Genomic DNA, 14,613 nt, shown 5'->3' with positions numbered 1-14,613 from the left:
TTCTCCTCTTACTCTTGAGTATCTGCTTTAAATAAATGAACTAATACAATAATTGCAGGGATCATGAATAAAACTTGAATGATCAGCATAACGATTGTCGTCACTGTTGTCACTGCAGCAACGGCTTCAGAGCCAACATCAGGCAATTCAAGCTTTGGCGTTAACAATAAGCTATATAATATGCTGACTACTGTATAGCCAATATAGATATAATAGGGATATTTTGGCGCTAGTTGCTGTTCTTTTAATTTTTTATTTGCTAAAAAGAACAAAACAACTAATGCAATGATGACAAGTAACGCAATTACTGAGTATGCTTTTACACCTATGCTGTTGATATGTTCATAGAATTTTTTACCAGCGCTTCCCAATACATCATAGGTTTCCTTTTTCGGATTTAATGTCCCTGGAAGGCCGATTAAGGAGGTCACTGCAGAAATTCCTGTAAGAACTAATAAGACCATGTTCCAAGTTTTTGCTTTTTTTAATTGCCTAGTTACGTTTTCCATTTTCTACACCTCATTTTTAAGTTTCAACTTTCACAAGTTGTTATTAATAGGGTATCATTAATTTAGCAAAAAGAAATATGTTTTTTTAGATATTTTATAGTGACTAAAAATAAAAAAACGAAAGAGACATCAAGCAAATTGAATAATTTTGCTTGATGTCTCTTTCGTTTTTACTGGTTACTTTTCAAGTTGAAAATGAAAAATCAGACCATTAGGCTCTCTGACGATGAATTGCTCATTATTTTCTGATATAAGTTCTTGTGTTTGTTCTATATGTTTTTTCACTTGAATGAAATTTTCTTTCTCAGGAATCAATAACGTGATAGACTCTAGTCCTAAATCTGTTTCTTGAATCGGTTCCCCATTTTTACTTTGCCATACATTTGTACCAATGTGGTGATGATAATCTCCTGCAGCAAAGAATTTTGCTTGCCTGCCAAAATTGCTTTTTAAAGAAATTCCTAAAACATCCGTATAGAATTTTTCTGTTTTTTCTAAATCAGCTACTTTTAAATGAACATGACCCATTACTGTTCCTTCTGGGAGATGACTGGTTTTTGTATCTGCCTCTGAAATAACACTCTCTGCATCCATTTCCAATGTGACACCTACAATTTCACCATCTTCGCGAATATCCCATTGTTCTCTTGGTTTATCTCGATAAATTTCAATCCCGTTTCCTTCAGGATCTTCAAGATAGAGTGCTTCACTATATCCATGATCAGCAGCGCCAATGATGGGTGCATCAATAGAAAGTAAATGGTAGAGGACATTCCCCAAATCTTTTCTTTCAGGCAGTAAGAATGCCATGTGATAAAGTCCTGTTTTATTTGTACTCTTTTGTCCATTGGCTATTTTTTTTAATTCGACAAGCTCTCGTTTTCCTACACCTAAAGTTGCTCGATTATCTTCTGATAAAAATAACGTCAAGCCGATAGTATTTACGTAGAAATTTATTTCATTTTGTAAATCGTTTACTTTTAAAGTTACCTTGCCAGGATGTGTTTTTTCATGAATTTGAAATTTTGGAATAATAACGGTCATTGTGTGTTCCTCCTTCACTTCTTCTCACAAGTATCATAACACTTACTTTTTGTAAGTGTAAATATATTTGCTCAAAAATAACAAAAATTTATTAAATTATCCTAAAAAAATCTGAATTCAAATAGCGTTCAGTGCTTACTTTATGAGAGCTATGTCAAGAAAAGAATCGGATAGCTTACGGATTTATTTTTACTTATTAGATAGTTTTCCTTCAAGTGATAAAAAAAACGCCCGACAAAGGCGTTTTAATGGATTTAAACATGTTAGTTTGTTGATGTATCATAAGAAACTAGTTCTGTATTATCTACGGAAAATTTGAAAAAGTCCCCATTGTCTAATGGTTTAAAATACGTATGCATTACACGAATCAACGCATTATGACACACAAGCAGATAGGTGTTTTCTTTGTCAGCTAGACACTCTTCAATTAAAGGGTAAACTCTAGCTGCTAAATCTAAAACAGATTCTCCTTCTGGAAAACGGATAGCAAATTTTGTACGAGCAACTTGAAATTCCGGATTTTCAATGGGTGTTCCATCATAGATACCAAAATCAAACTCTGCTAAACGAGCATCTTCTGTCATTGCTATCTGATTATATTCACTAACAATCCTTGCTGTTTCTTTTGCTCTTATGAGAGGTGAATGGATAATTTTTGTAACGGGGACAGACAAGCCATTTACCTTTTTACTTAATTCTTCTGCTTGTTTGTTTCCTTTTTCTGTTAAAGGAATGTCTGCTCTTCCACAAACGAGTCCATCTTTGTTCCATTGTGTTTCTCCATGTCTAGTAAAATAAATCACGACAAGTCCTCCTTATTTTCTTTTCTTTATTGTACCTAATGTCTGCAAGAAAGCCAAATTCAAAAAGAAAACGATTTACTTTTGAATTATCAGAATATTATTGAAATTAGACCTTTCTAATGTTGACAACATCATTTTTTAAGTTTAAACTAATCAGCAACTTAACAAAAAATGGAGGGATACCTATGAATATGGATACGGAAGTTAGACCTGGAGTAAATCGTTACATAACTGGAGAAAATGCTTTAGAGGAGTTACCTTATTATTTAAGTGAATATACAACAGTCGCTGTTGTAACAGGGGAGGTTTCCTTTGAAAAATTTAAAGCCTATTATACGCATTTATTTGATTATCCAACATTTATCTATGATGGAAGTGCAAGCGAAGAAGATGGAAAAAGATTAGCAGAAGAGATTGGACAAACAGATGTAGTCATTGGTATTGGAGGCGGACGCGTCTTGGATACAGCAAAAATCGCAGCTGAATATCTGAAATCAGAATTAATTTTGATTCCAACATTAATTTCAAATTGTGCTCCCTATACCCCAGTGGCAGCTGTCTATCACCCAGACCATAGCTTCAAAGAAATAGGTTACTTTACATATTCCGCCTCTTTACTTTTTGTTGACTGGACGTTTTTATTACAAACACCTAAAGAATATTTTATTGCTGGGATTGGGGATACTCTAGCTAAGTGGTATGAAATTGAAGGAATTACTAGAAATTTATCTGAAAATGAACAAACCGCTTTTATTCGTCTAGGAATTGCTAGTGCAAAAGAAATATTAGCTATTTTATTGAAGGACTCTGAGAAAGCATTGGAGGATTTAGACGCACAGATAGTCTCCCCTGCCTTTGGACGAGTAGCGGATACAATTATTGCTTTGGCAGGAACAGTCGGAGGATTTGCTGCTAAGTTTGGCCGATCAGCTGGGGCACATGCGGTTCACAATGGATTATCTTATATCCCATCGACACATGAAATTCTGCATGGAGCAAAAGTCGCATATGGAATTTTAGTGCAATTAGCCTATACAAATGATTTTGATGAAATGAATGAGCTACTACCCTTTTATCGGAGCATTGGACTCCCTACTTATTTATCCGAATTAAATGTAGATGAAGAGGAAGTGTTCTTATTAAAACAGGCAGCCGATTTTGCTGCTGGAAAACAGGAAAGTTTCCAAATGATTGATGAAGCCATCTCAGCACAGCAAGTGCTTGATGCTATTTATGCAGTGGAAAATAGAGAGCACGCAAAGGTCTAAAAAGAGACGAAAAAGGTAGAAGACACGAAGAATCGGGTGTCTTCTACCTTTTTTAGGCTTGATCAATCCAAGGCAAGTCGGTAGTAAGTGTTGCGGCAAATTCTTTGTACTCGTCTCGTTCTTGTAAACGATGTAGCCGACGTTTTTCATAGCCTGAACAAACAAGCTTTTCTTCCTCTGTTTCAGGTACTACAGAGGGAACAGTGAAGTCTGTTTCTTCATTCATGTGAGAAGGGACCGCTACAAACGTTGTAAAACAAGTAGCTGCTAAATAGCGCTCTCCCGTGGTTAAATTTTCCCCTACCACTTTCACAAATACTTCCATTGATTTTTTGTGCGCGCCAGAAATATATGACTCCACACACACCGAATGGTTGACATGTAGTGGCTTTAGAAAATTCAAATTATCTAGTGAAGCCGTGACTGCCCCTCTTCGACAATGCCTAGTAACAGAAATGGATGCAGCATCATCAATTAAAGACATGAGTTTTCCGCCAAATAAAGCTTCAAAGGGGTTCAAATCAAAAGGAAAGATTCGATGGGTTTGGATTACTCGAGATTCACGACAAAATTTTGTTTCAGACATTCTTTTTCCTCTATTCTCTATACAATCTATTTTCTGTAAATACTTTAGCTCATTTTCAGGGAATATGCAATTTTTCATTAAATGTATTTGCAAAGTTCATTTGAATCACGCCACATGAGAGCCTGAGGTCGATACAGAAGTGTTCAGCTCTGAGAACAGGTACTATGTGCATCATTGGAAGTAAAACTTCGTAATTTGCAGTACCAAGTAGGTACATCTCTAGCATATCTCATGCGTAGAAGTTATTGAGAGTGAAACGCAGTGGATATGAGTTCCCCCACACTCAACACGTAGTGGAGATTAGCTCCTTCCCGACCTTTCTTCAGATTTCACGATGGTGGAGCATAACTTAGTTAATGATGCCCCACCCCTTTACTTATTATCGAAACTATCTATTACGTTACGCACACTAGTGAAAAAGAATAATAAAACCATTATAGATATTGATTGCTAATACTATCAAAATGACTAATTGAAACACAATTGTGACTTTTTTGGGAGAAAGAACATGGCTAAATCGAGCGCCTATGAGTCCACCCAAAATAGCTGCAGGAATAATTACATAGAGAATTGTTAAATCATATCGCTCAAATCCTGTGGTTACCGTAATGGTTAGAAGTTTCGATAACTGTGAAAAGAAGATGGTACAAATAGAATATACAGTGGCTTCTTTAATTGGCATACCAAAAAAGAGCATTAATAAAGCCACGTTGATTGGTCCTCCGCCAATTCCTAATAGACTTGCAAAGAAGCCTAAAATCAGTCCGCAAAAAAGATACCAGAATACATGTCGTAAGCCAAATGGTGCCCAATCAAATTTTGTTGCGAAAAAAGCAAAAAGAAGTGTGATAATCGTCAAAATAATTTGAATAAGCTGCACATAAGACTCAGTTGGAACAAATTGATATAACGCTTCAAAGGCTACATTACCTATCATTCCTCCTACCAATGCACCTATAGAAATCCATAGAACAAGAGGAAGCTTTAGAGAAATCCCTTGTCTCATCTGCCTAGCTGTAGAAACGATTGACATGGTAAAAACTGCGACACTTGAATAAAATGACACGGCAGCCACAGAGTGCGCACCAATTAAATCAAGCAGAGGCTTGATGATTACACCTCCACCCATCCCTGAGATAGCACCTAAAGTATTCGCAAAAATAATCACAAAAAAATAGAGAAAATAAATCATGAATGAGTACTCCCAACTAGCTGCATAATTTCTTTTGTATGTGGTAAGACCTGCTCTAGCACCTGCTGATAGCCGCAAAAACGTTGATCTTTCGTTACGTAAATAGCATCTTTCATGCGTTTACAACCTCCACCACATGCTTTTTGAAAAGGACAAGACTGACAGAACGGGCCATTATCACGTTTTTCACATAAAAAGTTTTCTGAAATTTCTTGTTCAAATAATTCTTTTAATCCCATATCTTGTATATAACCCATCCGGTATTCATCCAGCACATAAAAATCACAGGGGTAGACACTACCATCAGCTTCAATGACATATTGAATTTGACAACTCCCTAAGATTCCACAAGCGGTGGCTCTTCCACCAACAAATAAATTCATCAAATCATCAAACAGCTTAACACTTCGGTAGTGCCCAGATTCAAGCTCTGAGAACCAATACTTAAATAATTGTCCGTAAAAAGAAGCAAAACGTTGGGGAGTTAACGCATAGCTGCTTCTTTTAACAGCCTCTAATTCATTAAGACACGGAATAAATTGAACATATTGAATCGATTGCTCTTGTAAAAAACGATAGACCTTCTTTGCCTCTTTTGCAAGTGGATTTGTCAACACACATAATACATTGTACTCAATCTCATAGTCGTCAAACATGTTTTTTGTTTTTAGGACTTTATGAAATGTGCCATGCCCCTTTGTATCCACTCGATTCAGATCATGGTACAAAGGATGACCATCAATGGATAATCCCACTAGAAACTGATGCTCTTTCAAGAATTCACACCACTGCTTATTGATGAGGATACCGTTTGTTTGAAGAGCATAATGGACGTAGACTCTCTTTTTTTGTGCCTGAACGTATGAAACAATTCCTCTAAAATAGTCAAGTCCAGCCAGAGTAGGTTCTCCTCCTTGAAAAGCAAGGGTGAGTTCATCGCCATCCTCTAAGTCGAGAAAAATATTTTGTATCATTTTTTCAGAAACTTCCGGTTTCATTTTCCCAAAGGAACGGACCTCTCTCATCGAACTAACATCCGCATAAAAACAATATTTACAGCGAATATTACATTGTGCTGAAGCTGGTTTTACTAAAACAGAAATATGTTTCATTTCATTTACTCTCCAAGTCTATTGGTATTTTTCTATACAACCTTAGGAACGAAAAAGCAGTCATCTGTCTCCTGAATCCATTGAACCAATCGTTGATTTAATTTCACACGAATGTCTCTATAATCAGAGTCGTGTACAAGATTTGTAAGTTCTAACGGATCGTTCACTAAGTTAAACAGCAGCCATTCCTGCGATTCGAAGCAGATATACTTCCAGCCATCGTCTGTTACAATCCCTCTCCAGGGTTTATCAACACTGGACCCATGCATCGTTGGTATAATACTTTGAAGAAACACGCTATCTTTAGGCTCTGAAATTGGCCGTTCTTCTAATCTAAGAAACGAAAAATCGGTTCCTACCATTTCGTTTGGAATAGGAAGTTGGCAAAGCCCTAACGAAGTCTTTGCAATATCTACATGATTGACTAAAACATCAGACGAGCCAGATTTGTATCCTTCATAGGATAAGGGCTTTGCTCCACCAATAATAAATGGTACACCAATGGCTTCTTCATAGGGATTTGTTTTCCGAAATTGACCGTGAGACCCATGCATATCTCCGTGATCACTAAAGAAAAGAATATGGGTATCTTCTAGCATGTCCTCTGATTTTAGTTGCTCAATTAGCCTGCCTAGCTGCTCATCAATAGATTCAATTGCTCCATAGTAACCAGATAAATCGTTTGCTACACTTTTTCTCAGCGAAACATAAGGTGGAACATTCTGTTTGAACTGAATCTTGCTAGGTGGATAATGTGCTACATTTTGAGCAGGCGCAACGTAAGGATCATGTGGCGGTTGCATACTAATGACCATAAAAAAGGGTGTTTCATTACCGTCCTGTTTTCTTTTACTATAGGTTTTTACTTCTTGAATTGCAAGGTTTACTAAAGAAATCGGTTCATATTCAGGCAGCTTAATGCTTGGTATTTCTTTCTTCCCTCGATGACCATGGACATATACGTCAAACGGACTATTGTTATTTTCATAGCCGATAAACGTTTTAAAATGCCCTCTTCCTTCTCTTGGAATGATTGCTTTATGCTGGTTCTCCTTGATTCCTTCCAAATGCCATTTTCCAAAATAAATTGTGTCATAGCCTTGAGAATTGAATGCATCTGAAATTAATGGAAGGCGTCTATCTAATTGACGTTCATGTCCAGTTACATTTGTTTTTTGCGGATATTGTCCACTTAAAATGGCACTTCTACAAGGGCAGCAAAGAGGATAGCCGCCCACCGCATTTGTAAAATTCACACCCTGTTTTGCAAGGTTATCAATATTTGGTGTAGAGACATTTTCATCGCCATTTATGCTAATCGCCTCTCTTCGCAATTGATCGACGAAAAACCAAATGATATTTTTTTTCTTTTTCATAGACTGGTTCCTTTACTACGTTTTATAGTGTTTTCGATATTCTTTTGGAGACATTCCACAAATTTTTTTGAAATTTTTTGCTAAGTAATTTGCTGTTGCATAACCTGTTTTTACCGCAATCGCCGAAATAGATTCCTCTGTATCGGTCAAAAGCTTTTGTGCAATTGACAAGCGATAGTGGTTTAAATACTGTGAAAAACTTTTATTTACTTCTTTTTTAAACAGTTGCCCTGCATACATCGTATTTATAAAAAGGCGTTCACTAATTTCCTTTAAAGTAATTTCATGCTGATATTCTTCATGAATAATTTGTAAAATCTGCTGAATATAAGGAGAATATTCACGATTGCTGTTTCCCTCTTGAATTTCATTTATTGTTTGGAAAACATAAAGTGCGATTTCATCAAAATGTTTACTTGCGATAATTTTTTTTGCTTGTTTCTGATAAAAAGTTTCAGATAAATCGAAATTCCTGTATAGGTCAATAAAAATAAGAAAGCCTAGATGTCGTGCATAATCTGGTAAAATATTTTTTTGCTCTATTCGCTGAAATAAAGAAGAAAGTTCTTCTCTAATCGTTGAAAAATTACGGATAGATAATGCTTGATTAAATTTTATGAAGGAGACTTCAGGGATTGATTCTCTTATGGATAAATCATCAAAAAAAGAATCATTTCCACTTTCACCAAAATAAAATTCATGAAGCTCCTTTGAAGAGAGAGCATTGTTAAAGCTGAGTGAAATTTCATCTAAGCGAGTCACTGTTTCTCCGATTATCATTTCATCAAAACTCAAAGAAAGATGTCTCTTTATGGCGCTTAAAAAACATTGAAGTTCATTTCCCTCGTGTGAAAAAATAAGTACCCAGCTTTGTCCATCTTGCCAATAGAAATATAAATCTTGCTTTTCTTCGCAGATAAATTGTTCAATCTCCTCATTTTTATAACAATCTTTGATGATTATGCAGGTAAAGGAGCGTTTTTGAAGCTGGTGTATTTCAATGGAGAAAAAGTGAGCGACATCTTCTAATTCACATTCATCATGAAGCCATTTTAATAAGATGGCTTCTCTCAAAATTTCTTTTTTCTGAGATTCTTTTTCTTTTTCCTGAATTCTACGAAATGCCTTTTTTAAGGAATCCGTCATTTCTTTTTCATCAATTGGTTTAAGCAAATAGTTGATAGTCCCAAATTTTAAAGCATCCCTAACGTAGTCAAATTCCTGATAGCCAGACAAAATGATTACCTCAAATTTTTGACCAAGAGAATACGCTTCTTTTACAAATGAAAGACCATTTTTTATAGGCATCGCAACATCGGAAATTACTAAATCGACTTGTGTACTTTGTACGTAGTCTAGTGCTAAACGCCCATTCTTCGCTGTTGACACGATTTCAAATCCCAATTCATCCCAAGGCAGTAGTTTTTTTAACCCTTCTAAAATCATATATTCATCATCTACCAGCAAAACTTTATAGCTCATTCTGCCTCCTCCTTTTTTAAAGGGAGGTTCATTACAATAATTGTCCCGGTAGGATAATTATTCATAAATTTAAATAGAAAATCTCCCTCAAAATATAAACGTAATCGTTCTCGAACATTTTTTATACCAATAGAGCTTCCGTCATCTCTTGGAGTGGTCTCTGTCTCTATTTGATGCATTTTCTGTTCATCCATACCTAACCCATTGTCCCGAATATCAATTATTAACCGTTCATCTAATATATAAGCTTTGACGTAGATAAGGTTATCCTCTCGTTCAAAGTCCAATCCATGAACAAAATAATTTTCAATTAAAGGCTGAAGTAAAAACTTAGGGATTCGTTTCTTTTTTACTTGTTCTTCTACTTCAAATGTATAAGCAACACATTCCGGATACCTCATCTGATACAGATAAATATATCGACGGCAAAATTCTAATTCCTTTTCCAGCGTAGTGTACTTTTCTTGAGAAATTGTATTTCTTAGTAAGCTGCTGAACGCATAAACCACATTTGCTAGTTCTTTTGCACCAACATTAACTGCATACATACGTATGTACTCCAATGTATTGTAGAGAAAATGAGGATTAATTTGTGCCTGGAGTGCGCGCATATTTGCATCTTTTTGTTCCGCCTCCAGTCTATAGTTATCAACAACATAGGAGTTAATGTTATCCATCATATAGTTAATCCCGCTAGATATTTCCCATAGTTCCGCCTCCTTTTGATTTTTGTCAATCCGCACCGACAAGTCTCCCTTAGACACTTTATTGAGCGAAATCAAAATATCATTCACTGACTGCTGATATTTAAATAGTAATCGATACAAGATATAGATAAGTAAACTACACGTAAAAATAGCAACTACCCATATAAAAAAGAGTTCTTTCCAAAGATTTTTGATGATAGTCTGTTTTGAAACAAACCCAATGATTTTGTAATCGTATACATTTTTTGAACTAGAGATAAACTGAGTTTCTTTTGCTGAGAATTCTTTATTGGTTAATGCGCTTTTCTTGTAAAGTATTTGATTTGAGTCCGAAACAATAAGCATTTGAATAGGTTCTTCATTTTGGTAATTTTCCAGAATTTCGTCATATTTCTCATTCATGATTGATAATCGAAACGTACCAAGAACCTCTCCGTCCACTGAAGTAAAAAACAGACTGGTAAACGTTAAATGGTTTGGATCCTCAGGATACGTTTCTGTTAAAAGTCCACCTTTATTTGAGGCATTTGAATAAAAAATTTTAGGAGAATTATTAAAGGTAAAAGAGATGCTACTAACCCACCGATCGTTTAAATAAAGATTTTTGACTTCCTGCGGTAAAAAATAATAAGTTGAATACGCTGTTTCTGCACTTCGGTTTAATATATAGTTCATATATTTGTCTAAAGGCATATCAAAATATTTTTGTGCACTTTCTATTTTTTCCTGATTTCCCAGTAGCTTATCTGCCATCCATGAACTACGCTGCATGTCTTCTGCATAGACATCTCCCACATGGAGAATGGCTTGATTAATTGCTTCAGCCTCTCTTTGATACGATTTTTTTATTAAATAGTAGCTTAATAGCGAAACAAACAACAGAATAATCGTTATTATAATAATGGCATACCATTTGATTATCGTCACCAGTTTGTTCTCTTTTCCTTTATTTATCAAGCGTCGCTCCCCCTAAAAAGTTTGTTTTTGATGAAAAACATCTTTAGTTTAACATACTTATTAGCGTGTATTTTTCAGTCGTAGCTGTTCAAATTCAAAAATTAAGTTGTCATTGTATTTCAACATCCATTCGTGCATTGCGTGCTTCATATCCTTAATAATTTCTTCGTATTCTTTTTGCTGAATACAATTTATAAGCTCATGGGGATCACTAGCTAAGTCATATAACTCATCTACATCTCCACAGTTAAAAATATATTTTATGTTGTCCTTACGTACCATACGCTGTGAAAACAAGAGGCTTCCTATTCCTGAACATTCTGTCACTACTGTTTCCGGCCATTCAACAGGGATATTCTCCATTAAAGGTCTTAGCGATTGTCCATCTTTTTTTTGAAGAGACGCGTCTACTCCGGCATAATCCAGAATCGTGGAGTAAATATCACAGCTATTTGCAAATTCACTGATTCTTTGCGCCTGCTTATTTTTCGTATCTTTAAAAATTAAAGGAATACTGCAGGTTTCTTCGTACATAAATATCGCTTTATCACAAAGTCCGTCATGAATTCCTAAAGATTCCCCATGATCTGAGCTAAAGATAATTACCGTATTGTCATACAGATCTTTTTCTTTTAAAAATTCGATGAGTCGCCCGATTTGATAATCTATATGCGAAACACCAGCAAAATAATGCTTCACGATAGGCTCTATCTCCGTCCATTTTGAAAAGTTTCCTTTCTTCACGTCATGAATCTTCGGTTTTAAAGATCCTTTATCTTCAAAATTTTTCCAAGGAGGAAGGGATTCATTTTCATACAAATCCAAAAACTCCTTTGGCACAAAGTATGGCTCATGAGGTCCCCAAAAATTTAATTGGAAATACCATGGAGATTCTTGTTTCTCAAAGTCAGACAAAATGGTTTTGGTTCTTTCTACTAGGAAATGTTCAATCGTTGTGTGTACACCCGTCGTAACGATACCCGCTTGATGACCTCCATAAAATCCCGTCTGAATATTTTCAATTTTAAAGGGAAGATTCTGTTCTTCTAAATAATGTAAAAATTGGGGATAGCGGTGACCACCAAATCCATGTCCGGAAAAATCATCTCCTGTATAGCCTAAGGTTGTTGGACGGGCGTCATTTTTTAGCGCTAACTCCGCAAAGTGAATATCCTTCATGTATTTTTGGATATAGGCATCATTTTTCACGTTCTCGACACCAGAACCTAAATGCCACTTTCCGGTATAGCCAATCTGATAGCCTTCTTTTTCTAAGCGCCGACTTAATAAATCAGGCGAATCTGCTAGTTCCTGTACCATGTTTCCATAATTATATGAATTTGTCAGCATACCATGATGCATAGGATATAGACCTGTTTGCAAAGAGGCACGAGCCGGTGTGCAAATGGGACAAGTCGTATACGCATTTTCAAATGTATAGCCTTCTTCACTTAGGGCATCAATGACAGGTGTTTGGCAAGCTAAGTCTCCGTAAGCAGACAGTGTATCTTTTCTTTGTTGGTCAGTCAAAATAAATAAAATATTTGGTTTAGTCATTTTGTTTCTCCTTATGATTCCAAAATACCTTTCCTTGGATAAACTCTAAATCTCCATGTTCTTTTGCTAACATGTAAAGCTGATCTTTTAGAGAATCAACTGTTGATTCATACCCTGATTCATGGCATAGGTTCACTTTCTCAAAAGGATCTTTTTTTCTGTCAAAAAGTTGAGAATAGTGTCCATCTTTTGTACGATATTCTAGATATTTAAATGATTCTGTGACAAGACCTCTAATTTTTGTTGTAAACATAAGAAATAACTGGTCTCGTCCTTTCTTTTCTCCTGAAATAACTGGAAGAAGACTTTCTCCATAAATAGTTTTAGGTATAGGAATCGATAAATAATCCAAAATTGTAGGCATAATATCGACCAACAGGCACCGCTCATCACACAACCTATTTTTAGGGAGTGCAGGTCCTGAAAGAATTAATGGAACGCGTATACTGCAATCATACAAGTTCTGTTTTCCCATCAGACCATGCTGCCCAATTGATAAACCATTATCTCCTGTAAAGATAATCAATGTTTCATCTAAAATCCCCTGTTCCTCTAGCGAGTCTAAAATATCACCGATTCGTGCATCAATATGTGAAATCATCGCATAATAATCGGCTAGATGCTGACAGATTTTTTGAGGTTCTCTTGGATAGGCTTCAAGTGTTTCGTCACGCTCACCTCGAATATCAAAAGGAAACGGATGCTCAGGAAGAAAGTTCTCCGGCAATGATAATTCCTCAGGGTTATACATCTCTTTAAACGCATCAGGCATAGTCCTTGGATCATGAGGGGCAAGAAATCCGCCATAAATGAAGAAAGGCTGTTCACTTGTATGTGATTGAATGGCTTCAATTATTCTATCTGCGAACAAATCTGTTGAATGCTTTCCAATAGCTATATGTTCTGCAGGTAGCTGCATAGTTTTGTTTGAAGAAAAAGGGTCCTGCGTAAATGTTTTTAATTGGTCGTATCGTCCGGTGGGATCAAAATGGTTTACAGGCACATTCCAGTGGTCCCACATGCCACCAAAGAAAATGTCTTCCCCATTACTAAAACTTCTAGCATAGCTTTCTGTGCCATTATGCCATTTGCCAATTCCCCATGTTTCATATCCTTCATTCTTTAACGTTTCTCCCAGAAGTGCCTGTGTTTCTGGAATTGTTTCACCGCAGTTTTCCCAACTTGTCAAAAACTGACTGGTATTAATCATCGCACGAGAAGGCATACAAACTGCCCCACTTGTTCCTCCAGGAATAAACGCATTGGTGAAGCTTACGCCACGTGCTACCAGTTTATCTAAATTAGGTGTCTGAATTTCTTTGTTCCCTAATGCATGAATTGTGTCAAAACGTTGGTCATCTGCAATTAATAATAGAACATTTTTTTTCATTTTTATTCCTCAACTTTCCATAAGGTTTTCAAACCAGAGAGTCTTTTTTTCCAGCATCACTGCTTGATATACTAATATTCCGCCAAATCCCCAAAAGAAACCAGCTCCTGGATATTTCCACATCATAAATACAAGAAAAAGGCTGCCAATTATCTCTTTCACCCATTTTCCAGCACTTGAGAACAGACTCGCTAAAGAAAATTTTAAAAGATTTTTTAGACAAAGAGACGTTTTCATTAGATAAAATAACGAATGAATCCATAAAGAAACCAGCATGACTAGTATAAAAAAAAGAAAGAACGTTAAGCCAAAAAAGAAGATCCCTTTTAGCTGGGCGGCTATCCATAAATTGACTGTCAGTAAGAAAAAACCAGCTAAGAAAAGAATGGTCAGCTTATTTGTTTTGATAAAACATCCACGATAAATTTTCCATGCATTCGTATAGCTGTAACCTGTTTTCTCCCAGTGAAAGCTGTAAAATAAGGAAAAGGCCGTATAAATCGCCGGCCCAATTCCAAGTATAATTCCTCCAAACAGACAGAAAAAAAGAAAGTATGCGTTGATTTTTAAAAGTATATAGCTTCGATTAAATAAATGAGTTAAGCTATTTTCCACCATTTTCTTTTCCTT

Annotated in this window: 13 protein-coding genes; 1 reads left to right on the top strand and 12 read right to left on the bottom strand. The window is 35.9% G+C overall.

Annotation, left to right across the window (positions count from 1 at the left end; translation table 11 throughout):
* Window positions 1-8: 8 nt before the first annotated feature.
* The 3 genes from I589_RS04330 to I589_RS04320 all read right to left on the bottom strand — a co-directional run bounded on the left by I589_RS04330 (window position 9) and on the right by I589_RS04320 (window position 2,356).
* On the bottom strand, window positions 9-509 hold the full coding sequence (locus I589_RS04330; protein WP_010769341.1) for a hypothetical protein: 501 nt from the start codon (window positions 507-509) through the stop codon (window positions 9-11).
* 177 nt (window positions 510-686) lie between these two features.
* The gene (locus I589_RS04325) at window positions 687-1,553 is read right to left on the bottom strand and encodes a VOC family protein (RefSeq protein WP_010769342.1); all 867 of its coding nucleotides are present in this window, start codon (window positions 1,551-1,553) and stop codon (window positions 687-689) included.
* Window positions 1,554-1,816: 263 nt separating this feature from the next.
* A complete protein-coding gene (locus tag I589_RS04320; protein WP_010769343.1) occupies window positions 1,817-2,356 on the bottom strand; it encodes a histidine phosphatase family protein in 540 nt (179 codons plus the stop codon).
* A gap of 185 nt (window positions 2,357-2,541) precedes the next feature.
* Here I589_RS04320 and I589_RS04315 point away from each other — a divergent pair, with 185 nt between their 5' ends.
* Window positions 2,542-3,624, top strand: a complete 1,083-nt coding sequence (locus I589_RS04315; protein ID WP_010769344.1) for an iron-containing alcohol dehydrogenase family protein — start codon at window positions 2,542-2,544, stop codon at window positions 3,622-3,624.
* Window positions 3,625-3,676: 52 nt separating this feature from the next.
* Here the strand turns inward: I589_RS04315 and I589_RS04310 are convergent, their stop codons facing one another.
* From I589_RS04310 to I589_RS17745, 9 genes are all read right to left on the bottom strand, one after another.
* Window positions 3,677-4,210 carry an acyl-CoA thioesterase gene (locus I589_RS04310; RefSeq protein ID WP_010769345.1) on the bottom strand — a complete coding sequence of 178 codons (534 nt, stop codon included), beginning with the start codon at window positions 4,208-4,210 and terminating at the stop codon, window positions 3,677-3,679.
* 409 nt (window positions 4,211-4,619) lie between these two features.
* Window positions 4,620-5,402: a sulfite exporter TauE/SafE family protein gene (locus I589_RS04305; protein WP_010769346.1), complete on the bottom strand. Its 783-nt coding sequence runs from the start codon at window positions 5,400-5,402 to the stop codon at window positions 4,620-4,622.
* Window positions 5,399-6,514: a radical SAM/SPASM domain-containing protein gene (locus I589_RS04300; protein ID WP_010769347.1), complete on the bottom strand. Its 1,116-nt coding sequence runs from the start codon at window positions 6,512-6,514 to the stop codon at window positions 5,399-5,401. Before I589_RS04300 ends, I589_RS04305 begins: the two co-directional genes overlap by 4 nt.
* Window positions 6,515-6,546: 32 nt before the next feature.
* Entirely contained in the window at window positions 6,547-7,890 is a 1,344-nt protein-coding gene (locus I589_RS04295; protein WP_010769348.1) for a sulfatase family protein, read from the bottom strand.
* A 15-nt stretch (window positions 7,891-7,905) separates the two neighbouring features.
* Complete coding sequence (locus I589_RS04290; RefSeq protein ID WP_010769349.1) at window positions 7,906-9,372, bottom strand: response regulator transcription factor; 1,467 nt, start codon at window positions 9,370-9,372, stop codon at window positions 7,906-7,908.
* Window positions 9,369-11,036: a sensor histidine kinase gene (locus I589_RS04285; RefSeq protein WP_010769350.1), complete on the bottom strand. Its 1,668-nt coding sequence runs from the start codon at window positions 11,034-11,036 to the stop codon at window positions 9,369-9,371. Before I589_RS04285 ends, I589_RS04290 begins: the two co-directional genes overlap by 4 nt.
* A gap of 60 nt (window positions 11,037-11,096) precedes the next feature.
* Window positions 11,097-12,593 carry a sulfatase family protein gene (locus I589_RS04280; RefSeq protein WP_010769351.1) on the bottom strand — a complete coding sequence of 499 codons (1,497 nt, stop codon included), beginning with the start codon at window positions 12,591-12,593 and terminating at the stop codon, window positions 11,097-11,099.
* Complete coding sequence (locus I589_RS04275) at window positions 12,586-13,983, bottom strand: sulfatase family protein (RefSeq protein WP_010769352.1); 1,398 nt, start codon at window positions 13,981-13,983, stop codon at window positions 12,586-12,588. Before I589_RS04275 ends, I589_RS04280 begins: the two co-directional genes overlap by 8 nt.
* Before the next feature lie 9 nt (window positions 13,984-13,992).
* Window positions 13,993-14,601: a DUF624 domain-containing protein gene (locus tag I589_RS17745; protein WP_010769353.1), complete on the bottom strand. Its 609-nt coding sequence runs from the start codon at window positions 14,599-14,601 to the stop codon at window positions 13,993-13,995.
* Window positions 14,602-14,613: the final 12 nt, after the last annotated feature.

It is taken from the genome of Enterococcus phoeniculicola ATCC BAA-412, from assembly GCF_000407505.1.
Taxonomy (GTDB): domain Bacteria; phylum Bacillota; class Bacilli; order Lactobacillales; family Enterococcaceae; genus Enterococcus_K; species Enterococcus_K phoeniculicola.
This window is presented reverse-complemented; position numbering and strand designations above follow the sequence as displayed.